24 protein-coding genes are annotated in these 20,844 nt (G+C 58.8%); 15 read left to right on the forward strand and 9 right to left on the reverse strand.

Translation table 11 applies throughout. The annotated features are described in order from the left end of the window. Positions 1 to 153 precede the first annotated feature (153 nt). Entirely contained in the window at positions 154 to 750 is a 597-nt protein-coding gene (locus IAI51_RS26955; RefSeq protein ID WP_187681245.1) for a tRNA-uridine aminocarboxypropyltransferase, read from the reverse strand. 4 nt (positions 751 to 754) lie between these two features. Further along, positions 755 to 1,648, reverse strand: coding sequence for a LysR family transcriptional regulator (locus IAI51_RS26960; protein ID WP_007956593.1), 894 nt, complete (start codon positions 1,646 to 1,648; stop codon positions 755 to 757). A 183-nt stretch (positions 1,649 to 1,831) separates the two neighbouring features. Between IAI51_RS26960 and speB the strand changes: the two genes are divergently transcribed. The 6 genes from speB (at position 1,832) to IAI51_RS26990 (ending at position 7,392) form a co-directional block, all read left to right on the forward strand. Continuing rightward, entirely contained in the window at positions 1,832 to 2,782 is a 951-nt protein-coding gene (gene speB / locus IAI51_RS26965) for an agmatinase (RefSeq protein WP_123536038.1), read from the forward strand. A gap of 10 nt (positions 2,783 to 2,792) precedes the next feature. Then, complete coding sequence (locus tag IAI51_RS26970; RefSeq protein ID WP_187681246.1) at positions 2,793 to 3,215, forward strand: YybH family protein; 423 nt, start codon at positions 2,793 to 2,795, stop codon at positions 3,213 to 3,215. Between the two features lie 55 nt (positions 3,216 to 3,270). Beyond that, positions 3,271 to 4,773, forward strand: a complete 1,503-nt coding sequence (locus IAI51_RS26975; RefSeq protein WP_187681247.1) for a purine-cytosine permease family protein — start codon at positions 3,271 to 3,273, stop codon at positions 4,771 to 4,773. A 136-nt stretch (positions 4,774 to 4,909) separates the two neighbouring features. Further along, on the forward strand, positions 4,910 to 6,289 hold the full coding sequence (locus IAI51_RS26980; RefSeq protein ID WP_187681248.1) for a sodium:solute symporter: 1,380 nt from the start codon (positions 4,910 to 4,912) through the stop codon (positions 6,287 to 6,289). 85 nt (positions 6,290 to 6,374) lie between these two features. Further along, positions 6,375 to 7,100: an MBL fold metallo-hydrolase gene (locus IAI51_RS26985; RefSeq protein WP_187681249.1), complete on the forward strand. Its 726-nt coding sequence runs from the start codon at positions 6,375 to 6,377 to the stop codon at positions 7,098 to 7,100. Positions 7,101 to 7,143: 43 nt separating this feature from the next. Continuing rightward, entirely contained in the window at positions 7,144 to 7,392 is a 249-nt protein-coding gene (locus tag IAI51_RS26990) for an acyl carrier protein (RefSeq protein ID WP_187681250.1), read from the forward strand. A 107-nt stretch (positions 7,393 to 7,499) separates the two neighbouring features. Here IAI51_RS26990 and IAI51_RS28040 read toward each other — a convergent pair whose 3' ends face one another. Continuing rightward, the gene (locus IAI51_RS28040; protein WP_007914492.1) at positions 7,500 to 7,628 is read right to left on the reverse strand and encodes a PA1414 family protein; all 129 of its coding nucleotides are present in this window, start codon (positions 7,626 to 7,628) and stop codon (positions 7,500 to 7,502) included. 142 nt (positions 7,629 to 7,770) lie between these two features. Then, positions 7,771 to 8,664 (reverse strand): putrescine utilization regulator PtrR, encoded by an 894-nt coding sequence (gene ptrR / locus IAI51_RS26995; protein WP_187681251.1) that lies wholly within the window; start codon positions 8,662 to 8,664, stop codon positions 7,771 to 7,773. 104 nt (positions 8,665 to 8,768) lie between these two features. On the opposite strand from ptrR, the gene IAI51_RS27000 reads away from it, so the two are divergent. Further along, positions 8,769 to 9,947, forward strand: coding sequence for an MFS transporter (locus IAI51_RS27000; RefSeq protein ID WP_187681252.1), 1,179 nt, complete (start codon positions 8,769 to 8,771; stop codon positions 9,945 to 9,947). Here IAI51_RS27000 and IAI51_RS27005 read toward each other — a convergent pair. The 3 genes from IAI51_RS27005 to IAI51_RS27015 form a co-directional block, all read right to left on the reverse strand. Further along, positions 9,895 to 10,779: a DMT family transporter gene (locus IAI51_RS27005; protein ID WP_222944310.1), complete on the reverse strand. Its 885-nt coding sequence runs from the start codon at positions 10,777 to 10,779 to the stop codon at positions 9,895 to 9,897. The two genes, IAI51_RS27000 and IAI51_RS27005, sit on opposite strands and share 53 nt — an antisense overlap. 238 nt (positions 10,780 to 11,017) lie before the next feature. Then, complete coding sequence (locus IAI51_RS27010) at positions 11,018 to 11,422, reverse strand: DUF2177 family protein (RefSeq protein WP_187681254.1); 405 nt, start codon at positions 11,420 to 11,422, stop codon at positions 11,018 to 11,020. Positions 11,423 to 11,467: 45 nt separating this feature from the next. Then, positions 11,468 to 12,304, reverse strand: coding sequence for a S1 RNA-binding domain-containing protein (locus IAI51_RS27015; RefSeq protein WP_187681255.1), 837 nt, complete (start codon positions 12,302 to 12,304; stop codon positions 11,468 to 11,470). Positions 12,305 to 12,645: 341 nt separating this feature from the next. On the opposite strand from IAI51_RS27015, the gene IAI51_RS27020 reads away from it, so the two are divergent. From IAI51_RS27020 to IAI51_RS27030, 3 genes are all read left to right on the forward strand, one after another. Continuing rightward, positions 12,646 to 12,834 carry a hypothetical protein gene (locus IAI51_RS27020; protein WP_016985943.1) on the forward strand — a complete coding sequence of 63 codons (189 nt, stop codon included), beginning with the start codon at positions 12,646 to 12,648 and terminating at the stop codon, positions 12,832 to 12,834. Positions 12,835 to 13,050: 216 nt separating this feature from the next. Next, a complete protein-coding gene (locus IAI51_RS27025) occupies positions 13,051 to 13,767 on the forward strand; it encodes a TorF family putative porin (RefSeq protein WP_187681256.1) in 717 nt (238 codons plus the stop codon). A gap of 76 nt (positions 13,768 to 13,843) precedes the next feature. Continuing rightward, positions 13,844 to 14,713: a DUF6279 family lipoprotein gene (locus IAI51_RS27030; RefSeq protein ID WP_187681257.1), complete on the forward strand. Its 870-nt coding sequence runs from the start codon at positions 13,844 to 13,846 to the stop codon at positions 14,711 to 14,713. A gap of 77 nt (positions 14,714 to 14,790) precedes the next feature. On the opposite strand, the gene IAI51_RS27035 is transcribed toward IAI51_RS27030, so the two are convergent. Next, positions 14,791 to 15,183 (reverse strand): transcriptional regulator, encoded by a 393-nt coding sequence (locus tag IAI51_RS27035; protein WP_187681258.1) that lies wholly within the window; start codon positions 15,181 to 15,183, stop codon positions 14,791 to 14,793. Positions 15,184 to 15,358: 175 nt separating this feature from the next. Between IAI51_RS27035 and IAI51_RS27040 the strand changes: the two genes are divergently transcribed. The 4 genes from IAI51_RS27040 (at position 15,359) to IAI51_RS27055 (ending at position 17,868) form a co-directional block, all read left to right on the forward strand. Continuing rightward, positions 15,359 to 16,093 carry a DUF899 domain-containing protein gene (locus IAI51_RS27040; RefSeq protein ID WP_187681259.1) on the forward strand — a complete coding sequence of 245 codons (735 nt, stop codon included), beginning with the start codon at positions 15,359 to 15,361 and terminating at the stop codon, positions 16,091 to 16,093. An 81-nt stretch (positions 16,094 to 16,174) separates the two neighbouring features. Further along, complete coding sequence (locus IAI51_RS27045) at positions 16,175 to 16,450, forward strand: hypothetical protein (RefSeq protein WP_187681260.1); 276 nt, start codon at positions 16,175 to 16,177, stop codon at positions 16,448 to 16,450. Positions 16,451 to 16,665: 215 nt separating this feature from the next. Next, complete coding sequence (locus IAI51_RS27050; protein WP_187681261.1) at positions 16,666 to 17,256, forward strand: papain-like cysteine protease family protein; 591 nt, start codon at positions 16,666 to 16,668, stop codon at positions 17,254 to 17,256. Positions 17,257 to 17,268: 12 nt separating this feature from the next. Beyond that, a complete protein-coding gene (locus IAI51_RS27055) occupies positions 17,269 to 17,868 on the forward strand; it encodes a hypothetical protein (RefSeq protein WP_187681262.1) in 600 nt (199 codons plus the stop codon). Positions 17,869 to 17,930: 62 nt separating this feature from the next. Here IAI51_RS27055 and IAI51_RS27060 read toward each other — a convergent pair whose 3' ends face one another. Next, positions 17,931 to 19,271 carry a DEAD/DEAH box helicase gene (locus IAI51_RS27060; protein WP_038358505.1) on the reverse strand — a complete coding sequence of 447 codons (1,341 nt, stop codon included), beginning with the start codon at positions 19,269 to 19,271 and terminating at the stop codon, positions 17,931 to 17,933. Between the two features lie 191 nt (positions 19,272 to 19,462). Between IAI51_RS27060 and IAI51_RS27065 the strand changes: the two genes are divergently transcribed. Next, complete coding sequence (locus IAI51_RS27065) at positions 19,463 to 20,761, forward strand: mechanosensitive ion channel family protein (RefSeq protein WP_187681263.1); 1,299 nt, start codon at positions 19,463 to 19,465, stop codon at positions 20,759 to 20,761. Positions 20,762 to 20,844: the final 83 nt, after the last annotated feature.

Consider the following 20,844-nt stretch of genomic DNA (forward strand, 5'->3'; position numbering starts at 1 on the left):
TAGTCCATTACTGTGTCCCATGACTAACTCGTCGTATCGTTTTGTCAGTCGGGCATCTAGCCCGGTCATTTGATATCCATGCCGTCCTTTTATAGACCAGGATCGGGAGATGTGTAGATACCAATGCAGCGATGAGGCCTGCAAAAACACCGATCATTTTTCAGCATGATTACGCTGAAAAACCTCCTCCCCCATCGCCGCAATCTGCCCGTCGATCAATGCCTCGAACGGCCTGAGCAACGGCTCAAAGGAGACCGGGGCTTCCAGCGTCTGCAACGCCTGCACAATCGCTTCAAGCGTCGATAACGCCCCCGGCCCCGGTGCCTTGCGCAACCGATACCGCGACACACCACCTTCGGCCAGCGTCACCCGTGGCAACGCCGCCAACAGCGGATTGAGGTGCAGCATCTTGCGCGCCTTGCGCCAGGTGCCGTCCGGCACGACCAGCAACAGCGGTTGCTCGGACTCGCCGTAAGCCTGCACCGGCTGCGCATCGTCCGCCGGAAACAGCAAACGCGCCTGATACCCCGGCCGGTTCAACAGCGTCGGCAAATCCTCGAACACCTCACCGACGATCAGTTCGGCATTGGTCAAACCCAGCGCCGCCAGCCGCGCGGTGTTCAACGCATGATTGACCTCACTCGGATGCTGCAACAGCAACACCCGGGTGCGGCTGTCGAGACTGGGGATCAGCGCGCACAGGCAATGGGTTTGTGGGCGCAGGCAGCGCGGGCATTGGGGTCTGGACATATTCTTAGGCCTGATTGAGCTGGGCTTTGAGCAAATCGCGGAACGTCTGGATCAACGGCTCACGACTGCGGCCACGGCGCATGATCATCGAGAACGGCGCCTGATAACCGAAGGTCGCTGGCAGCAGCACGCGCAAATCGCCCTTGTCGGCCCAAGCCTGGGCGTAATGCTCCGGCAGATAACCGATGTAGGCGCCGGACAGCACCAGAATCAGCTGCGCTTCCATACTCTCCACGGTCGCGGCGCTGTGCTTGAAACCGTGGCGGGCGAGTTCCGCCTGACTCCAGTAACCGCGCCCGACCATGCGCTGCTGGGTGATGACTTGTTCGGGAATGCGCCGCTCGTTGAACAACGGGTGTCGGCTGCTGCAATACAGCCAGTGTTGCTCGCGGTACAGCGGCATGTAGACCAGACCGCTCATGCGCGTGGAGAACGCACCAATGGCCAGATCGAGGCGGTTGTCTTGCACTCCGAGTTGCAACTCATAAGGGCTCATCACCGACAAATGCAAATGCACCGCAGGGTGTTCCTGACTGTAGGCGCCGATGGCTTCAGCGAACGGCAGGGCCTTGTCGCTGACGGTCGAGTCGATCACCCCGAGGTTGAGCGTGCCGCGCAGTTCGCCTTTGAGCGCGGCGGCGTATTGCTCGAAGCCTTCGAGTTCGGCCAATAGGCGCAGGGTTTCCTGATGGAACAGCTCACCCTTGCTGGTCAGGCTGAACCCGCCACGGCCACGATGGCACAGCACCAGACCGAGCGCGGCTTCGAGCTGGCTCATGTAGGTGCTGATCGCCGAAGTCGACAGGTTGAGTTCCTGTTGCGCGTTGGCGAAACCCTGATGACGGACCACGCTGACGAAGATGCGCAATAGTTTCAGGTCGGGTAAAGCGTTGGCCATAACGACTCCAAGGATCGTGGGAACGATCAGATGAGGAAGTCTGGCATTAGTTTAGAAAAATCTGAACTAAGTATTTGCCCGTAGCGATTCTTCCCCCTCACTACATTTCGCAGAATCGGCCCACAGCGGTGCCCGCCTGCCGGTGCGCCGACATAAATAAAACAAGACGATGAGGCCCTACCCGTGGACAAGATTCTTCACCAACCACTGGGCGGCAACGAAATGCCGCGCTTCGGCGGCATCGCCACCATGCTCCGACTTCCCCATGTACCGACCGCTGCCGGTCTGGACGCTGCCTTCGTTGGCGTGCCTCTGGATATCGGTACTTCGCTGCGCCCCGGCACCCGCTTCGGGCCACGCGACATCCGCGCCGAATCGGTGATGATCCGCCCGTACAACATGGCGACCGGCGCTGCGCCGTTCGATTCGCTGTCGGTTGCCGACATCGGTGACGTGGCGATCAACACCTTCAACCTGCTCGACGCCGTGCGCATCATCGAAGAAGCCTACGACAACATCCTCGAGCACAACGTCATCCCGATGACCCTGGGTGGCGACCACACCATCACCCTGCCGATCCTGCGTGCCATCCATAAAAAGCATGGCAAGGTCGGTCTGGTACACATCGACGCCCACGCTGACGTCAACGATCACATGTTTGGCGAGAAAATCGCCCACGGCACGACCTTCCGTCGCGCCGTTGAAGAAGGTCTTTTGGACTGCGACCGCGTGGTGCAGATCGGTCTGCGTGCGCAGGGCTACACCGCTGACGACTTCAACTGGAGCCGCGATCAGGGTTTCCGCGTGGTGCAGGCCGAAGAGTGCTGGCACAAGTCGCTGGCCCCGCTGATGGCCGAAGTGCGCGAGAAAGTCGGCGGTGGTCCGGTGTACCTGAGCTTCGACATCGACGGCATCGACCCGGCTTGGGCGCCAGGCACCGGCACCCCGGAAATCGGTGGTCTGACGACCATTCAAGCGATTGAGATCGTTCGTGGCTGCCAAGGCCTCGACCTGATCGGTTGCGATCTGGTAGAAGTCTCGCCCGCTTATGACACCACCGGCAACACCTCGCTGCTGGCCGCCAACCTGCTGTACGAAATGCTCTGCGTACTGCCAGGCGTGGTTCACCGCTGAGGGTTGGGTCATGAACGAACGTGATCAGGTTCTGAAAGCGGCCGCCGATCTGGTATCCGCCTTCGCCCGCAATGATCGCGAAGCCTACTTCGGCGCATTCAGCGCCAATGCCAGCTTCGTGTTTTACACCCTCGAACAACCGCTGCTGTCGCGCGATGCCTATCAGGCGTTGTGGGACAACTGGCGCACCGAGGATGGCTTCGAGGTGCTTTCCTGCACATCAAGCAACGCCTTCGTCAGCCTGCAAGGTGACGTGGCGATTTTCATCCATGACGTGGCCACCGAGCTGCGCATGCAAGGGGAGCAACACTTCAGCCAGGAGCGCGAGACGATTGTTTTCAAGAAACAAGCGTCGAGCCTAGAACAACAAGGCCTATGGCTGGCCTGCCACGAACATTTGTCCGCAATGCCGGAAGGGCTGCCATCCCCTTAGCCAAGACAGGTGACGCTCACGCACGATGAGCGCGCCTTTATGATCGGAGCAGATCATGAATAACAACAACAACGACCAAAGCCTCACGCAGATTGAAACCCACGGGGTCGAACAGATCCCGGACAACGAACGCACCGCAGGCCCGACGGATTTGTTCCGGATGATCTTCGGTGGTTCCAATACCTTTGCCACCGCCGTGCTCGGCAGTTTCCCGGTGCTATTCGGCCTGTCGTTTCAGGCCGGCGTCTGGGCAATTGTCTCGGGCGTGCTGCTCGGCTCGCTGATCCTCGCACCGATGGGCCTGTTCGGCCCGCTCAACGGCACCAACAATGCCGTGTCGTCCGGTGCGCACTTCGGCGTGCACGGGCGGATCGTCGGTTCGTTCCTGTCGCTTTTGACCGCCATCGCCTTCTTCTCGCTCTCGGTGTGGAGTTCGGGGGATGCGCTGATCGGTGGTGCGAAACGCCTGATCGGCCTGCCGGAAACCGACCTGACCCTGGGCCTGGCCTACGGTCTGTTCGCGATTCTGGTGCTGACCGTGTGCATCTACGGCTTCCGCTTTTTGCTGTGGGTGAACAAGATCGCGGTGTGGAGCGCCAGCCTGTTGTTCCTGCTGGGCATCTTTGCTTTCGCCGGGCCTTTCGACGCGCACTACGCCGGTACTGTCAGCCTCGGTCAACCAGGCTTCTGGGCAGCCTTCATTGGCGCGGCGCTGGTGGCCATGAGCAACCCGATCTCCTTCGGTGCGTTCCTCGGCGACTGGTCGCGCTACATCCCGCGTGAAACCTCCAAGCAGCGGATCATGGCCGCCGTGGTGCTGTCGCAGATCGCGACGTTCATCCCGTTCCTGTTCGGCCTGGCTACCGCGACCATCGTCGCGATCAAGGCGCCGGACTACATCGCGGCCAACAACTATGTGGGCGGCTTGCTGGCGGTGTCGCCGAGCTGGTTCTTCCTGCCGGTGTGTCTGATTGCAGTGATTGGCGGCATGTCCACCGGCACCACCTCGCTGTATGGCACCGGGCTGGACATGTCCAGCGTGTTCCCGCGTGTGCTGTCACGGGTGAAAGCGACGCTGCTGATCGGCGTGCTGTCGATTGCCTTCATCTTCATCGGGCGCTTTGCGGCGAACCTGGTGCAGAGCGTGTCGACCTTCGCTGTGCTGATCATCACCTGCACCACCCCATGGATGGTGATCATGATCATCGGCCTGGTGGTGCGTCGCGGCTTCTACTGCCCGGATGACCTGCAAGTGTTCACTCGCGGCGAACAGGGTGGCCGCTACTGGTTCACCCACGGCTGGAACTGGCGTGGGCTGGGCGCGTGGATCCCGAGCGCGGCGGTCGGCCTGTGCTTCGTCAACTTGCCGGGGCAGTTTGTTGGCCCGCTGGGTGAGCTCGCGGGCGGGATCGACGTCAGCTTACCGGTGACGTTGGGCCTGGCTTCGGTGGTGTATCTGACGCTGCTGAGCCTGTTCCCGGAACCGCGCGAAGTGTTCGGCCCAAAGGATGCTCGCAGCCAAGTCGCAGCAAAACCTGAACTGCGTCAGGCCGCCTGACGTAGGTCCCCTGTAGGAGCGAGCCTGCTCGCGATGGCTGCGGCATGTGACTATCGCCGCCCGGAGCAAGCTTGCGCCCACAAGGGCAAATCGAATTCAGCCTCAACATAAAAAAGACAATCGGAGACACGCCATCATGGCTTTGGATTTATTCGTCGTCCTCATCTACGCCGCCGGCATGCTCTTGCTCGGCTACTTCGGCATGCGCAAAGCCAAGACCAACGAAGACTTTCTGGTCGCCGGTCGCAACCTCGGCCCGAGCCTGTACATGGGCACCATGGCTGCGACCGTACTGGGTGGCGCGTCCACCGTCGGCACCGTGCGTCTGGGCTACGTGCACGGCATCTCCGGTTTCTGGCTGTGTGCGGCGCTCGGTTGCGGCATCGTCGCGCTGAACCTGTTCCTCGCCAAACCGCTGCTGAAATTGAAAATCTACACCGTTACCCAGGTGTTGGAAAAACGCTACAACCCGATGGCCCGCTCGGCGAGCGCGGTAATCATGCTGGCCTATGCGCTGATGATCGGCGTGACCTCGATCCTGGCGATCGGCACCGTACTGCAAGTGCTGTTTGACCTGCCATTCTGGATCTCGGTACTCGTCGGTGGTGGCGTGGTGGTGATCTACTCGGCCATCGGCGGCATGTGGTCGCTGACCCTGACCGACATCGTCCAGTTCATCATCAAGACTGTGGGCCTGATGTTCATCCTGTTGCCGATCTGCCTGTACCGCGTTGGCGGTTGGGATGAGCTGGTGCTGAAACTGCCTGCTACTGCATTCAGCTTCACCACCATCGGCTGGGACACGATCATCACCTACTTCATGATCTACTTCTTCGGCATCCTGATCGGTCAGGACATCTGGCAACGGGTGTTCACCGTCAAGACCGCCAAAGTCGCCCAGTACGCTGGCAGCATCGCGGGCATCTACTGCATCCTTTATGGTCTGGCCTGCGCCCTGATCGGCATGGCTGCGCACGTACTGATCCCGGATCTGGACAACGTCAACAACGCCTTTGCCGCGATCGTCAAACTCTCGCTGCCGGATGGCATCCGTGGTCTGGTGATCGCCGCTGCTCTGGCCGCGATGATGTCCACCGCCAGCGCCGGCCTGCTCGCCGCTGCCACTACGCTGACTGAAGACTTGCTGCCGAAACTGCGCGGCGGCAAACAGTCGAGCCTGGGCATCAACCGCCTGTTCACCCTGCTGACCGGCATCGTCGTGCTCGGTATTGCGCTGGTGGTGAACGACGTGATCAGCGCCCTGACGCTGGCGTACAACCTGTTGGTGGGCGGCATGCTGATCCCGCTGATGGGGGCGATCTTCTGGAAACGCGCAACCACCGCCGGCGCGATCGCCAGCATGGGTATGGGTTTTGCCACGGCGCTGGTGTTCATGTTCAAGGACGGTCTGGACGCCAACACGCCGATCTACTACAGCCTGGCCGTAGGTCTGGTGAGTTTTGTGGTGGTCAGCCTGGTCTCCCCTCGCCCGGCGACTGTGGCAACTGCCATCTAAGCTCTACGTAACGACTTGATGCTTTCTTCGACGAGTGTGGCGTCGGTTGCCACACTCGTTTTTTTTCGTCTAAAGGAATGTGCTGATGAAGATTGTTTCTCGCGATCAGTGGTTCGAAGTGCAAACCCTGAGCGATGGCATCCGCCTGATTCACGAGCCGTACATCCGCCCGTTCTACCGGTGCAATCTCTGGCACGTACAAGGACGCGACAAGGATCTGCTGCTCGACAGCGGCTCCGGGCTGGTCAGCCTGCGCGAGCAACTGCCGTGGCTGACCGAGCGGCCACTGGTGGCGGTGGCCAGCCACTGCCATTTCGACCACATCGCCGGGCATCACGAATTTGCCGAGCGACTGGTGCACCCGGCCGAGGCGGACATTCTGGCGGCGCCGGATGGCGAGAATGATTTAAGTCGTGCCTTCGTCGGCGACGACATGTTCGAAGCGCACCCGGACTGCCCTCTGTGCTATGCCGAATACCGGGTCAAAGCCGCGCCGGCCACCGGGTTTATCGAGGATGGCGACGTGCTGGATCTGGGCAATCGTACGTTGCAGGTGCTGCACACACCGGGGCATTCGCCCGGCGGCATCAGCCTGTATGAAGCGGCGAGCGAAACGCTGTTCAGCGGCGACATCATCTACGACGGGCCGTTGATCGAAGACGCCTACCATTCCAATCTGAATGACTACGCCGCCAGTCTGAGCCGTTTGCAGGCACTGCCCATCCGCACGGTGCATGGCGGGCATTTCGGTAGTTTTTCCGGGGAGCATTTGCGCTCGATGATTGACGAATGGTTGCGCGGGCACGCATGACGCCTGCTGTACTCAAGCAGAACAACAACCAGAAAAATTTGCCATGAGAAGAGCTGCCGTGCGTGCCGCCGTACATCGGTTCATCCGGCGTCTGCTGGAAAACCGCGAATTCGATGACAAGACCAGCCTGGTGCAATTGGGCCTGGAGAAGGCGGATATCGAGGATCTGATCTTCCATCTGGAAGATGAATTCGGACTGACGGCGTTTACCGCCGAAGAGGATCACCTGCTCAAGAAAGCGAAGACCGCGAATGACTTGAGCCGTTTTTTGCTGATGATTGCGCGTCACTGAAAACAAAAAATCGCAGACTTCGACAGCGCCTACACTGATCTCTGTAGGAACTGCCGAAGGCTGCGATCTTTTGATCTTAAGTCTTTTGAACCTTTACGTCGGGGGCCTTACCGCCGACGCTGCTGACGCCGACGCTGTTCGTCGTCCGTGCGAATCGGTACCGGTTGCAGAGGCGGTTCGATCAAGCCGAGGGCAACACCCAAATCGTGCAGCCAATTTTGAATTTTCTCTTTCATCGTCATGCCCCCTTCAGGGTGGTGCCGAGCGACCGGAATTCTGAGGCCGCTTCGCACTGATAATAGTCCGAAGTCCTACGCAATGCTCGGGCAATTCCGCAATGATCTGTTACTGAATTGAACAGAGTCTGCTGACATTGGTTCAAGCCGTTTCCCGAGTTTCAGCCAAAGGCGCGGGATAGACGGCGTGCTGCACTTCGATCCATGCATTGAGGTTGGCGCCAACCATGCCACGGCGCCACATGAGCCACGTTGTCGCACCCGCAAACGGCTCTGCCAAAGGGTGCACCGCGACGCTATCGCGCCCCGGCAGACTGGCCAGCATCGACTCCGACATCAACGCCACGCCACTGCCCGCAATCACACAGGCAAGCATGCCCTGATACGACTCAATCTCCATCGCCCGGCCCATCGCTGCGTGATCGTGCGCGAACCATGCCTCCAGCCGCATGCGGTACGAGCAACCCTGGCGAAAAGTGAAAACAGAGCGCCCTTCGACATCTCTGGCACTGCTTACCGGCGGATGATCGGCTTCAGTGATCAGCACCAGCCTTTCCTCACACAACGGCACGCCGTCGAGCCCGGCCAGCTCCAGCGGCCCGTCCACCATTGCCGCATCGAGGCGTCCGGTGAGCAAACCTTCGAGCAACTCACCGCTCGGCGCGGACTGCACTTGCAGGTTCACCGCCGGGTATTGCTTGTGATACCGCGCCAGCAGCGCCGGCAAATGGATCGCCGCCGTGCTGTACATGGTGCCCAACACAAAATCCCCCGCCGGTTGCCCGCCCATCACCGCCGCGCTGGCCTGATCACGCAGGGCAAACAGTTTGCCGGTGTAGTCCAGCAGGACTTTTCCCGCAGGCGACAACTGCAAACGCTGACGCTCTCGGACGAACAATTCGACGCCCATTTGCTCTTCCAGCTGTTTCAGGCGGGTCGAAAGATTGGAAGGCACTCGATGCAGGCGCTCGGCGGCGCGGGTGATCGAACCTTCCTCGGCGACTGCCTGAAAGATCCGCAGTTGGCTGAACTCCACAACCTTTCTCCATAACAGAACAAGTTACTCACTATTATTCATTTTTAAAGAAAGTCAATCAGTCTTAGCCTGACGGTCATTGCTTTTCCAAAGGAATCCAGACCATGTCACCACTGATTCGCTTATCCGCCTGCTTCGTCGCCCTGATGATGGCCGTGGGCATCGGGCGTTTCGCCCTCACACCACAAATGCCGCATATGCTCAGTGAAGGACAGATCGACCTGACTGCCGCTGGTCTGATTGCCGCGGCCAACTACCTTGGTTACCTGCTCGGTGCAATGGATGCGATGTTCGCCCACCGTCCGCAGCAGGTTCAGCGCCGATTGCACGGTGGCCTGTGGCTGTGTGTGCTGCTGACGCTGGCGTCGTTTTGGGCCAATGGCTTCTGGTCGCATCTGCTGCTGCGCTTTGGCACCGGGGTGGCAAGTGCCTGGGTGATGGTGATGATTACGACGCTCAGTCAGCCACTGGCTGCCGCGGCGGGTCGCCCACGGCTTGGGGCGCTGGTGTTTGCCGGACCCGGCTTGGGGATTTTTCTGACAGGCGTGTTGGCGCTGGTCTCACATCTGCTGAACCAGACTTCTGCGACGTTGTGGCTGATTTATGCAGCGGCGGCATTGGTGATGATGCTGGGGGTCTGGCGACTTCTGCCGCAACCAGTCGCAGCGAAGACGGCTGTGGCAGCCGTCAATCCATCGAGTCGTGGCATCGGGCGTCTGGCGGTGATCTACGCCCTGTACGGTGTCGGCTACATCATCCCGGCGACGTTCCTGTCGCAGATGGCCAACGCGCAGTTTCACGGGCAATGGCAGGCAGACCTATTCTGGCCGAGCTTCGGCCTGTGCGCGGCAATCGGCGTGTTGCTGGTGAGTCTGCGCCGTCACGATCCGCAGACCACGCGTCACTGGTTGATGGCGACGCTGTGGCTGCAAGCAGCCGGAGTTTTTGCCTGCCTGTTGGGCAGCGGTTGGGGGTTGGCGCTGGGCGTAATCCTCTGCGGCACACCGTTCCTGGCTTGCATGCAACTGGTCATGCAGCGCTCGCGGGAACTGGCGCCCCACGCCACCCAGCGCAACGCCGGCATGCTCACCGCCTGCTTCGCCGCCGGCCAGCTCAGCGGCCCGCTACTGGCCGCGCTGAGCAGCCATTTCAGCGGGGGCTTGCAGCCCGCGCTGGTGATCGCCGGCAGCGGTTTGCTGATTGCCGGCGGGCTGGCGATGCAATCGACTGTTACTGGCCCAGCGCTTTGCGCAAACGCCGACGCACCCACTGTTCAGCGCTGACAAAAGTGATGCCGAGCAACACCAGCACGGCACCGATGACGAAGTTCAGGCTCAGTTGCTCGCCGAGCAGCAACACGCCGAAAGTGACGCCGAACAGCGGCGTCATGAACGAGAACACCGCGAGATTCGCCGCCAGATAACGGCGCAATAACCAGAACCACACCAGGTAACTGAAGAAGGACACGACCAAACCCTGGAACAGCACACTGGCCACCGCCACGGTAGTCAGATTTACATGGCTGATCTGGCCGCTGAACAGCGCGATCAACAGCAGGCCGATGAAGCCGACGATCAGCTGATAGAACAACGTCAACGTCACCGGCGCTTCCGACAGTCGCGAGGCGCGCACCACCACGGTGGTCGCGCCCCAGCAGGCGCCAGCCAACACACCAAAGGCATCGCCCAGCAACATGCGCCGGTCAAGGTTGTCCCACGACACACCGCCGGCAAAGGCAATCGCGATACCGATAAACGCGAGCAGAATCCCCAGCCACTGCAACGGCCGCAGACGCTCGCTGGCCAACAGAAAATGCACGCCCAGCGCGGTGAATATCGGTGCCGTATAGAGGAACACCGACATGTGCGCAGCGGTGGTCAGTTGCAAGCCTTCGCTGATGAAGAAGAACTCCAGACCGAACAGTGCACCGGCCAGCAAGCCGCCGCGCCAGGTGTTGCCGACCTGATCCCAGCCGCCCTTCCAGCAGATGAGCAATCCTACAAGCAACGCGGAAATCCCTGACCGCCCCGCTGCCTGCATCACCGGCGCAATGTCCGGCGCCGCCCATTTGATCATCACCTGCTGCACGCCCCAGATCAGACACAGGCCAATCATCACCTGCAAGGCAAAACGGTCGGCATTGCGCCGCTCGACAATCACCGCAACACCTCGAACACACACAACATGGCAGCCATCCAATGGTCAAAACGTGCCGAGGATTATCAATCAATCAGACAGAAAAAGCCGTCTGGAAAAGACATTTAGTTCATCGCAGACGTCAGCGGTGAATGGTTGTCGGCTGCGCCGTCATTCGCTGGCAAGCCAGCGAAGAGGCCGGTCAAGGCAACACAAATCAACGATTCGAAACACCAAACCGTCGAGCCACCAAAAACCCGATGGTACAAGCCACAGCGGTGGCAAACGTCCCCCACGCCCAATCCATTAAAGACACTTGCGCCGACCACCCACGCAACGTCGCCCAATTGGTCAGGTCATAGGTGCCATACGCCACCAGCCCCAACAACGCGCCCATCTTCGCCGCGCGCTGCCAACTCAGCGCCGGCAACACCACCAACAGCACACACCCGAAAACGTACAGGCAATAAAAAACCGCTGCGGGAATCAGCAGCGGTTTTTCAAGCATCAGCGGACCGAGCAGTTCGCGATAGGTCGGCGCCATCAACAGGCCGAGCCAGACGCCGTCGAGCAAAAGAAACGTCACCAGGGTGGCGACATAGGCAATCAACGATTTTTTCATTTACCCGACCTTAAGTGAGCCCATACAAGATGGGCCACGCCAGGCTCAGGTTAGTTCAATGCGATCGGCGTGAATGACGATCTTGCCTTCCTTGTACAGCGAACCGATGGCCTTCTTGAAGTTGCCCTTGCTGACACCAAAAAGGCTGCTGATCAACGCCGGATCGCTCTTGTCGCTGACCGGCAGCGAGCCATCGTTTTCGCGCAGCTTGGCGAGAATCTTCGAGTTCAGGCTGCTGGCCGCTTCCTGACCAACCGGTTGCAGGCTCAGGCTGATCTTGCCGTCGGCGCGCACTTCCTTGATGAAGCCTTTCTCGATCATGCCGGCGCGCATGAACTTGAAGATTTCGTTCTTGTGAATCAAACCCCAGTGCTTGTTGTTGATGATCGCCTTGAAGCCCATATCGGTGGCTTCGGCAACCAGCAGGTCAACTTCCTGGCCCTGGCTGTAGTTGGCCGGGGTTTTGTCGAGGTAACGATCCAGACGTGCGGTCGCGGTGATGCGGCGGGTGTGCTTGTCGAGGTAGACGTGCACCACGCAGTACTCGCCGGCGGTCATCTGACGTTTTTCTTCGGAATACGGCAGCAACAGATCCTTCGGCAGGCCCCAATCGAGGAACACGCCGATGCTGTTGACTTCAACCACTTTCAGGCTGGCAAATTCACCGACCTGAACTTTCGGCTTTTCAGTGGTGGCGAGAAGTTTGTCTTCGCTGTCCAGATAAATAAAAACATTGAGCCAGTCTTCATCTTCGCTGGGAATATCTTTGGGAATATAACGGTTGGGCAAAAGAATCTCGCCGTCAGCACCGCCGTCCAGATATAAACCGAAGTTAGTGTGTTTAACCACTTGCAAACTGTTGTAACGCCCGACTAAAGCCATTTTCCAGAACCCTCATTGCGTGGGCGGCATTCTACCCGTTTTTGCCCCCAGCGTTGACTGGCAGATTCCTGGCTTCAGCGAAATAGGCGCAAAGCCTTGATTTTCCTTGGACGCGCACGTGACGGTTGCCGCTCGTCAGTCCGCTTTGGCGCATTGCGGCAGCCCTTCACAGCGCCGAAAAATATAAATGATCTTATTTAAAACAGCAGGTTAGCCGGTTATTTCGAAAATTGAATCGAGAATAATCCACCATGGAGGTTGGTTATTCCCGGGGATATTTACCAAGCAATTGTCAAGTTATTACTGTACGATGCCTGGCCGAGTTACTTTTCTACAGGTTAATGGCCGCCATGCGTGTAAAAGCATCCACCAGCAAAGCAAAGCCAGCTCCAGCCGTTGAAACCAGCGAATCGATCAACGATCAGATCGCCGCGTTCCTCAAGTCCGGCGGCGAGATTCAGCAAATTGCCAAAGGCGTCAGCGGCCAGACGTTCGGCCCGTCCAAGCAGATCAGCCTGGGCAAGAAGTAACACCCGGTAATACACCCGTCCATAGGCGCTTTGAGCTTCGAAGCGCCTGGACTGGCACCGCAAAATTCCCCTCCGCTTTAAACAAATCAATCACCCATTCTTTGCAAATCGACGAACGGCCATCAATGCCGCGCATTCGCCGGTATCCTTGCACGCGTCTAGATCAAGCGTTTCAGCAGGCTTGCCGCCCTGCGCTCGCTGTTAATGGAGTGACGCATGCGCAAAACATCCTGTTTATCGCTCGTAGGCCTGCTGGCTTGCACGACTGCGCACGCGCAGATTTTCCAGCGTGAACTGGGCGACTTCGACCTCAAACTCGGCACCACGCCCAGCCGCAGCATGGCGCAAGGACTGGTCAAACCGGCGTCCACCGGCTCGTTTCATGGCGGACTAGACCTCAGCCATGACAGTGGCCTGTATTTCGGCCAGTACGCGCCGAGCATGGGCATTACGCCGGGCAAGAACCTCGAAATCGACTCCTACTTCGGTTTTAAACAACCCTTCGATCAAACCCTCGGCTACGAAGTCGGGATGATCCACTACAGCTATCCCAAAGTGGACACACTCGACAGCCAGGAGTTGTTCGGTGGTCTGACCCTGCTCGGCAGCCGATTCGGCATTGCCTTGAGCAACGATCCGGATAAACAGAACAACACGCTGTTTGCCGATCTGCGCGGCAATCAACCCTTCGGCATTGGCGTGAGCATGAAATACACCACCCACCAACTGAACACTCCGGTGGCGGTGGACGGTGGTTATGTCAGCAGTTTCACCGATTGGTCGGTGAATTTTTCCCGGCCGGTCATGGGTGTCAATCTCGACCTGATCTACAGCAATTCCAGCCTCAGTGGCAGCGATTGCTCGGCCTACTCCGGGCACAACAGCGAATGTGACGGCCTTGTTACACTCAAAGCCGAGCGCGCGTTCTATTGATCGGCTGAACTGCCGGGTTCATTCTGCGTTCACATAAGAATCAGACCCCAAGGCTGGCCATCGCAAGGATTCGCCCATGTCTCGCTGGTTCAAACACATTGTTGCCCTGCTGATATTCACCCTCGCCCTCGGCGCCTGTAGCCGCGTAGGCCTGGCCTATCGCAATCTCGACGTGATCATTCCGTGGACGCTCAGCGACTACCTCGACATGAACGGCGAGCAGAAAGGCTGGTTCAACGAACGCCTTCAGGAACACCTGAGTTGGCACTGCACCACGCAATTGCCGGGCTATCTCGACTGGCTCGACCGCTTGCAAACGATGGTCGAGACCAACCAGGTGACTGACGCCGCGCTTGCGGCGCGCACCGGGGAAGCTAAAAAAGCCATTGCTGAAACTGCGCGGGAGATCACCCCGTCGGCCATCGAGTTGCTGCAAGGGCTGGACGACAAACAGGTCGCGGAGATGAACGACGCATTTGCCAAGGATCTGCGCAAGCGCCAGCAGGAATACCTGAAACCGCCGCTGGCCCAGCAGATCGCCGAACGCGGTGCACGCATGGTCAAACGCCTCAACGATTGGCTGGGACCGTTGAGCGCCACGCAAGAACAGCGGGTCATGGCCTGGTCGACGACGCTGGGCGACCAGAACACCCAATGGATCGCTAATCGTGCCCATTGGCAGCAGCAGTTCAGCGCAGCCGTCACTCAGCGCAAGAGTCCCGAATTCCCACAACGAATCGAGACGCTTCTGGTCAACCGCGAGCGTTTATGGACGGCGGATTACCGCCAGGCATTTGCTGACACCGAGGCGCAGGGACGCTCGCTGGCGGTTGATTTGATGGCGGAGAGTACACCGCAGCAACGTCAGCGGTTGTTGAAGAAAATTGAAGGGGTGCGCAAGGACTTCAATGATTTGAAGTGTCTGAAGGCCGCTAAACAGGGTTGAAGATCAAAAGATCGCAGCATTCGGCAACTCCTGAACATAACCCTTTAGGAACTGCCGAAGGCTGCGATCTTTTGCTTTCAGGCAATCTGTGCCTTTGAAGCCACATCATCAAACGTCGCCTCAGCCAGCGCGTCCTCCTGCTCATCCAGCACTTGGCGTGGATGATCGTTGCCGGGAATGCTGCTGTCGATCAGGCTCAGCAAGCTGGAACCGCGTGACGTCAGCACGAAATTGCTTCCTGTGGCGCCCTCGTCATCTGGACGCGGTGCGATGTAGCCACGCAAGAGCAGCAACCTTTCATATTCGCAGGCCACTGTTTTCAAATGATCCAGATTCTCGATCGGCTCGCCCGCGCTGGCTTTCGCCGCCGCATAGTCTTCGGCGTATTTCCTAGGAGCGAAACTTTCGCCAGCACTGTTCTGCGCTTCGTGCAGCAAACGCTCAATCAAATCCCAGTTATAAGTCGTCATCCTGATTCAACCTCCGGTGCGCGTAATTAATGGCGCTGTCAAAGGTTGTGACCCGAGCGTGCCGCAGCCGTTCAGCCGCATTTCTCGCCCCGACCGACCGGCGGTCTGTCGAATTCCCTGCCGGTTAAACGACTAGTCTGAAACAGACGGTTTCAACCCCGCAGGAGAAATCATCATGAACGTCGAGAATCATCCGGTGGTGTCGCGCGAAGAATGGCTCGCCGCCCGTAGGCAACACCTCGATCACGAAAAAGCCTTCACCAGGGAGCGCGACCGCCTCAGCGCCGAACGTCGCGCATTGCCTTGGGTGAGAATCGACAAGGACTACCACTTTCAAGGCCCGGACGGCGAATTGAAACTGGCTGACCTGTTCGGCAAGCACAGCCAATTGGTGTTGTACCACTTCATGTTCGCCAAGGATTGGGAGGAAGGCTGCCCAGGGTGCTCGTTTCTGAGCGATCACATTGACGGCGCCAATCTGCATCTGGCGCATCACGACATTGCCGTGGTCGCGGTTTCCCACGCACCACTCAACGAGTTTCAGGACTTTAAACGGCGTATGGGCTGGAAGTTTGATTGGGTATCGTCGGAAGGTTGCGACTTCAATTACGACTTCGGCGTTTGCGCTCGGGCCGAGGATGTCGCTGCGGGAAAGGCTACTTACAACTATGAAAAGACTGATAGCGCCGAGGAGGAAATGCCGGGGCTGAGCGTGTTTTATCGCGATGATAAAGGTGGGATTTTCCACACTTACTCAACGTATGCCCGTGGGCTGGACATGTTGGTGGGCGCCTACAACTACCTCGATATGACGCCCAAGGGCAGGAATGAAGACGAGATCATGGAGTGGGTGCGGCATCATGATCGGTATGAGGGGGCGACCAGATCCAGTTGCTGCCATAGTGACTGAGGGTACCCACATTACTGAACTTTTCTCGGCCTCAAGGCCTCAACCGGTTAACCCGCCTTAACCGGAACTGAGGCCTGCCCCATGAAAACCCTGATCAAGCTCACCCTGGCTGCAACTCTCGCCTGCGCCCTGCCCGTCTGGGCCTGTACGCCGGAAGAAGCCACCGCCAAACGCGAACAACTGGCCAAGGAAGTCTCCAAGCTCACCGAGCAGAATCCGGACAAGGCAAAGGAGATCAACGCCGAATTGCAGAAGATGGATCTGGGCACGGCGAGCGCGGATTTGCCGGACAAGTGCCAGTTGATTGATCAGCGATTAAAAGAGCTCAATTCGGCCCAGAAGAAAGCCGAGGGTTAACAAACCTAAGTCAAAAGATCGTCCGATCTTTTGATCCTAATAATGCACTGGTGCATTTATTTTATTGCATTAATGCATATTGCGACTAAGGTTACCTCGAGCAAGGAGATCGGCGCCCGCCATGGAACATGGCCAACCTTTAACCCCGATCGCTCGGCAACACCACTGCACCCATACAAGCTGGACGCTTGTTTTCACTCATGGAGGATTGAAAAATGTTAACCAATGAAGCAACCCGATTCACCGGCGAGACCCTGCCAAGGTGCCTGATCGGCCATCTGATCGACCCGCAACTGGTCGAGGTCGAGGTCGAGACCGCTGAACGCGCCAATGCCCTGGCTGCCAGCAGCCTCAACTTCAGCATGCAACAGCAGACCCAGACCAACTGGTGCTGGGCGGCCGTTTCCGCCTCGGTCGGCAACTATTACGGCACCGGGAACTGGACCCAGTGCGGTGTCGCCAGTTCGGAACTCAACCGCAACTGCTGCAACCAGCCGGGGCCGTGCAACGTCTATGGCTATCTTGATTCCGCCCTGCGCACCACGCGCAGTTACAACGGCATGAATCAGGGTTCGCTGCAGATGTCGGCCATTCAGAACCAGATCAACATGGGCCGCCCCGTCGGCCTGCGCTGTGCCTGGTACGGTGGCGGTGCGCACTTCCTGACGATCTATGGCACCAACGGCAACTACGTGCTGGTCGCGGATTCGATCTACGGCTATTCGACCCGCGCGCTGAACGCATTCCCCGGTTCGTACAACGGCGGCGGCAACTGGACCAACACTTACTTCACCGCAAAAAACTAGGAGGGCGACATCATGCAACTGACTTATCCAAAGGCGCCTTCCAACGGCGTACAGACTTTGCGTCCGGCACTACAAGCCGCCCTGCAAACCCAAGGCTTCGGCGCGAACCGGCAGTTTGCCAACGCTGTACCTGCGAAAATCAGCCTAAGTGAAGCCTGGCGTGGTTACTCGCTGAGCCTGGAGGACTTGAGCAACGGCAAAGGTCTGCCAGATGCCCGAGTGGGCGATTGGCATTACCTGGTGTTCGCCGATGGCGTGACCATTGCCGATGTGCAATTGGTCGACGTTCGCGGCCATGTCGAGTTCGCTTCGTTGAACCATGGTGGCCTGGCGGCTGCCACGGTCGGTGCGCTGAAATTGGCCGAGCAATCGCCGCAATTGCAGGGCAAAACCGTGGAACCGCGGTTGTTGTTTGTTTCGGCGTTGCACGTTGTAGCGATCTGGCTGCACGCCGATGGTGAAGATGTGCTGATTCCAATCGAGCCAACGCCCAAGGAATTGGCGGGCACAAGGTTGTACAGCGAGGCCGCGCTGCTCGCGTTGCTGAAACCGGCGGCTGACAAGGCCAAGCAACGTTTTGACGCCGACACCAGCGGGCTGCTCGGGAGCTGACAAATCCCGGCGATAAAAAAACCCGGACACTGTCCGGGTTTTTTATGTGCGCCTGAAACGACTTACTCAGCCGCAGGCTCTGCCGGCTTGCGGCGCTTGAGCGGCGCCATGCCGTCGCTGCTCACCAGAGAATCCGGCTTCGGACGGTTGACGCTCTTGCGCTTGGTCGGCGTCTTGGCGGCGGTTTTCTTCTTGTCGCCCTTCGCGTCGGTCTTTTTCTTCTTCACGCCGACAGCTTTACCCGAGGCCTTGACCTTTTTCGGCCCGCCGTAGGTGCCTTTGACTTCCTTGATGGTGCGGCGCTCGAAGCTCTGCTTCAGATAACGCTCGATGCTCGACATCAGGTTCCAGTCGCCGTGGCAGATCAGCGAGATCGCCAGACCGTCGTTACCGGCACGACCGGTGCGGCCGATGCGGTGCACGTACTCGTCGCCGCTGCGTGGCATGTCGAAGTTGATCACCAGATCCAGGCCATCAACGTCCAGACCACGGGCCGCCACATCGGTGGCCACCAGAATCTTCACGCCGCCCTGCTTCAGACGATCGATCGCCAGTTTGCGATCCTTCTGGTCTTTCTCGCCGTGCAGTACGAACGCCTTGTATTCCTGAGCCACAAGGCGGCCGTAGATGCGGTCGGCCATGGCGCGGGTGTTGGTGAAAACGATGGCCTTCTGATAGGTCTCGTTGGCCAGCAGCCAGTTCACGATCTGCTCTTTGTGCTGGTTGTGGTCGGCGGTGATGATCTGCTGACGAGTGGTCGAGTTCAACTGGCTGACCGCGTTGAGCTGCAAGTGCTCAGGGTTGTTCAGCACTTTGCCGATCATCTCGCGCAGACCGGAGCCGCCGGTGGTGGCGGAGAACAGCATGGTCTGCTGACGGTTAGGGCATTCGTCGACCAGACGTTGCACGTCTTCGGCAAAACCCATGTCGAGCATACGGTCGGCTTCGTCGAGCACCAGCACTTCAACTTCTTTCAAGTCGAGGTTGCCAGCGTTGAGTTGCTCGATCATCCGGCCCGGGGTGCCGATGAGGATGTCCGGCACCTTGCGCAGCATGGCGGCCTGCACCTTGAAGTCTTCACCGCCGGTGATCAGGCCGGATTTGATGAAGGTGAACTGCGAGAAGCGTTCAACTTCTTTCAGCGTTTGCTGGGCCAGTTCACGGGTCGGCAGCAGGATCAGGGTCTTGATGCTGACGCGAACCTTGGCCGGGCCAATCAACCGGTTGAGGATTGGCAGGACGAAAGCGGCAGTCTTGCCGCTACCGGTTTGCGCCGTCACCCGCAGGTCACGCCCCTGAAGCGCCAGCGGAATGGCCGCTGCTTGCACAGGCGTTGGCTCGACAAATTTCAGCTCGGCCACAGCTTTGAGCAGGCGTTCGTGCAGGGCGAATTGGGAAAACACGGGTGCTACCTCGAAGATATGCAAAAAAACAGCTGCATAGATTACCGGTTTCGAGCGCTCAGGCCGAGTTTCTTTATACAAACGGTGCTAATCAGTGGCTTTTTTGTTGCTCGATTTGTCTCTTACGGTAATACGCAGCGTCTTAAATGCTCTAATCGCCCATCGCGTCTTATAGAAGAATCGTTTCTCTTATGGATTTCAAACAGCTCTGGCTCAAAGCCCAAGACCTATGGGGCACCCTCGAACAGCATCCGTTTCTGCAATCCGGCCTGGCGCTGATCCTGCTTTTAGTGCTCGCGCTGGTGCTCGGACGAGTGGCGCGCTATTTGATCCTGCATGCCAGCCGCATGCTCGGTCGCCAACCGGCACTGCACTGGCTCAACGACTTTCGCCACAACAAGGTGTTCCAGCGTCTGGCGCAGATGACGCCGTCACTGGTGATCCAGTTCGGCCTGCATCTGGTGCCGGAGCTGAGCAAAACCGCGATGACGTTCCTTGGCAACGTCGCGCTGTCGTTCACCATCCTGTTCCTGTTGCTGTCGATCAGCGCCCTGCTCAATGCCTTGCTCGACATCTACGCCCGCACCGAACACGCCCGCACCCGCTCGATCAAGGGTTACGTGCAACTGGCGAAAATGGTCTTGTACGTGTTTGGCGCGATCATCATCGTCGCCACGCTGATCGACCGTTCGCCGTTGTTGCTGCTGTCGGGTCTGGGTGCGATGTCGGCGGTGATTCTGTTGGTTTACAAGGACACGCTGCTGTCGTTCGTGGCCAGCGTGCAACTGACCAGCAACGACATGCTGCGGGTCGGCGACTGGATCGAGATGCCGCAAGTCGGTGCCGATGGCGACGTGGTCGACATCACCCTGCACACGGTCAAGGTGCAGAATTTCGACAAGACGATTGTGTCGATCCCGACCTGGCGGCTGATGTCCGAGTCGTTCCGAAACTGGCGCGGCATGCAGCAGTCCGGCGGTCGGCGGATCAAGCGCAGCCTGTTCATCGACGCCAGCGGCGTGCGCTTCATCCGTGACGATGAAGAAGAGAAACTGAGCCAGGTGCATCTGCTGACCGGTTACATGAGCCGCAAGAAAGCCGAACTCAAGGCTTGGAACGAAGCGCAAGGCAATGTGGCGGCGATGTCGGCCAACCGTCGGCGGATGACCAACATCGGCACCTTTCGCGCTTACGCGCTGGCGTATCTGAAGAGTCACCCGGAGGTGCAACCGAACATGACCTGCATGGTTCGCCAGATGCAAACCACGGCGCAGGGCATTCCGCTGGAAATCTACTGCTTCACCAGCACCACGGTGTGGGCCGATTACGAGCGGATTCAGGGGGATATTTTCGATTACCTGCTGGCGGTGCTGCCAGAGTTTGGTTTGAGCCTGTATCAACAGCCGAGTGGCGGGGATCTGCGTGTGGGAATGCTGCCGGCGGTGCTCGGCGCGGCCAGCATTCCAGAGCCGCAAAAACATCTCATGTAAAACCACCGATCTACTGTAGGAGTGAGCCTGCTCGCGATAGCGGTGGGTCAGACGAATCAATGATGACTGACCCACCGCTATCG

Origin of the sequence: Pseudomonas sp. N40(2020) (assembly GCF_014472415.1) — a bacterium.
GTDB lineage: Bacteria > Pseudomonadota > Gammaproteobacteria > Pseudomonadales > Pseudomonadaceae > Aquipseudomonas.

Excerpts from the sequence above, each read along its gene's own strand:
- IAI51_RS26955 (WP_187681245.1), bottom strand. The coding sequence starts at position 750 with ATGTCCAGACCCCAATGCCCGCGCTGCCTGCGCCCACAAACCCATTGC.
- IAI51_RS26960 (WP_007956593.1), bottom strand. The coding sequence starts at position 1,648 with ATGGCCAACGCTTTACCCGACCTGAAACTATTGCGCATCTTCGTCAGC.
- IAI51_RS26970 (WP_187681246.1), top strand. The coding sequence starts at position 2,793 with ATGAACGAACGTGATCAGGTTCTGAAAGCGGCCGCCGATCTGGTATCC.
- IAI51_RS26975 (WP_187681247.1), top strand. The coding sequence starts at position 3,271 with ATGAATAACAACAACAACGACCAAAGCCTCACGCAGATTGAAACCCAC.
- IAI51_RS26980 (WP_187681248.1), top strand. The coding sequence starts at position 4,910 with ATGGCTTTGGATTTATTCGTCGTCCTCATCTACGCCGCCGGCATGCTC.
- IAI51_RS26985 (WP_187681249.1), top strand. The coding sequence starts at position 6,375 with ATGAAGATTGTTTCTCGCGATCAGTGGTTCGAAGTGCAAACCCTGAGC.
- IAI51_RS26990 (WP_187681250.1), top strand. The coding sequence starts at position 7,144 with ATGAGAAGAGCTGCCGTGCGTGCCGCCGTACATCGGTTCATCCGGCGT.
- IAI51_RS28040 (WP_007914492.1), bottom strand. The coding sequence starts at position 7,628 with ATGAAAGAGAAAATTCAAAATTGGCTGCACGATTTGGGTGTTGCCCTC.
- IAI51_RS27000 (WP_187681252.1), top strand. The coding sequence starts at position 8,769 with ATGTCACCACTGATTCGCTTATCCGCCTGCTTCGTCGCCCTGATGATG.
- IAI51_RS27005 (WP_222944310.1), bottom strand. The coding sequence starts at position 10,779 with ATGATTGGCCTGTGTCTGATCTGGGGCGTGCAGCAGGTGATGATCAAA.
- IAI51_RS27010 (WP_187681254.1), bottom strand. The coding sequence starts at position 11,422 with ATGAAAAAATCGTTGATTGCCTATGTCGCCACCCTGGTGACGTTTCTT.
- IAI51_RS27015 (WP_187681255.1), bottom strand. The coding sequence starts at position 12,304 with ATGGCTTTAGTCGGGCGTTACAACAGTTTGCAAGTGGTTAAACACACT.
- IAI51_RS27020 (WP_016985943.1), top strand. The coding sequence starts at position 12,646 with ATGGCCGCCATGCGTGTAAAAGCATCCACCAGCAAAGCAAAGCCAGCT.
- IAI51_RS27025 (WP_187681256.1), top strand. The coding sequence starts at position 13,051 with ATGCGCAAAACATCCTGTTTATCGCTCGTAGGCCTGCTGGCTTGCACG.
- IAI51_RS27030 (WP_187681257.1), top strand. The coding sequence starts at position 13,844 with ATGTCTCGCTGGTTCAAACACATTGTTGCCCTGCTGATATTCACCCTC.
- IAI51_RS27035 (WP_187681258.1), bottom strand. The coding sequence starts at position 15,183 with ATGACGACTTATAACTGGGATTTGATTGAGCGTTTGCTGCACGAAGCG.
- IAI51_RS27040 (WP_187681259.1), top strand. The coding sequence starts at position 15,359 with ATGAACGTCGAGAATCATCCGGTGGTGTCGCGCGAAGAATGGCTCGCC.
- IAI51_RS27045 (WP_187681260.1), top strand. The coding sequence starts at position 16,175 with ATGAAAACCCTGATCAAGCTCACCCTGGCTGCAACTCTCGCCTGCGCC.
- IAI51_RS27050 (WP_187681261.1), top strand. The coding sequence starts at position 16,666 with ATGTTAACCAATGAAGCAACCCGATTCACCGGCGAGACCCTGCCAAGG.
- IAI51_RS27055 (WP_187681262.1), top strand. The coding sequence starts at position 17,269 with ATGCAACTGACTTATCCAAAGGCGCCTTCCAACGGCGTACAGACTTTG.
- IAI51_RS27065 (WP_187681263.1), top strand. The coding sequence starts at position 19,463 with ATGGATTTCAAACAGCTCTGGCTCAAAGCCCAAGACCTATGGGGCACC.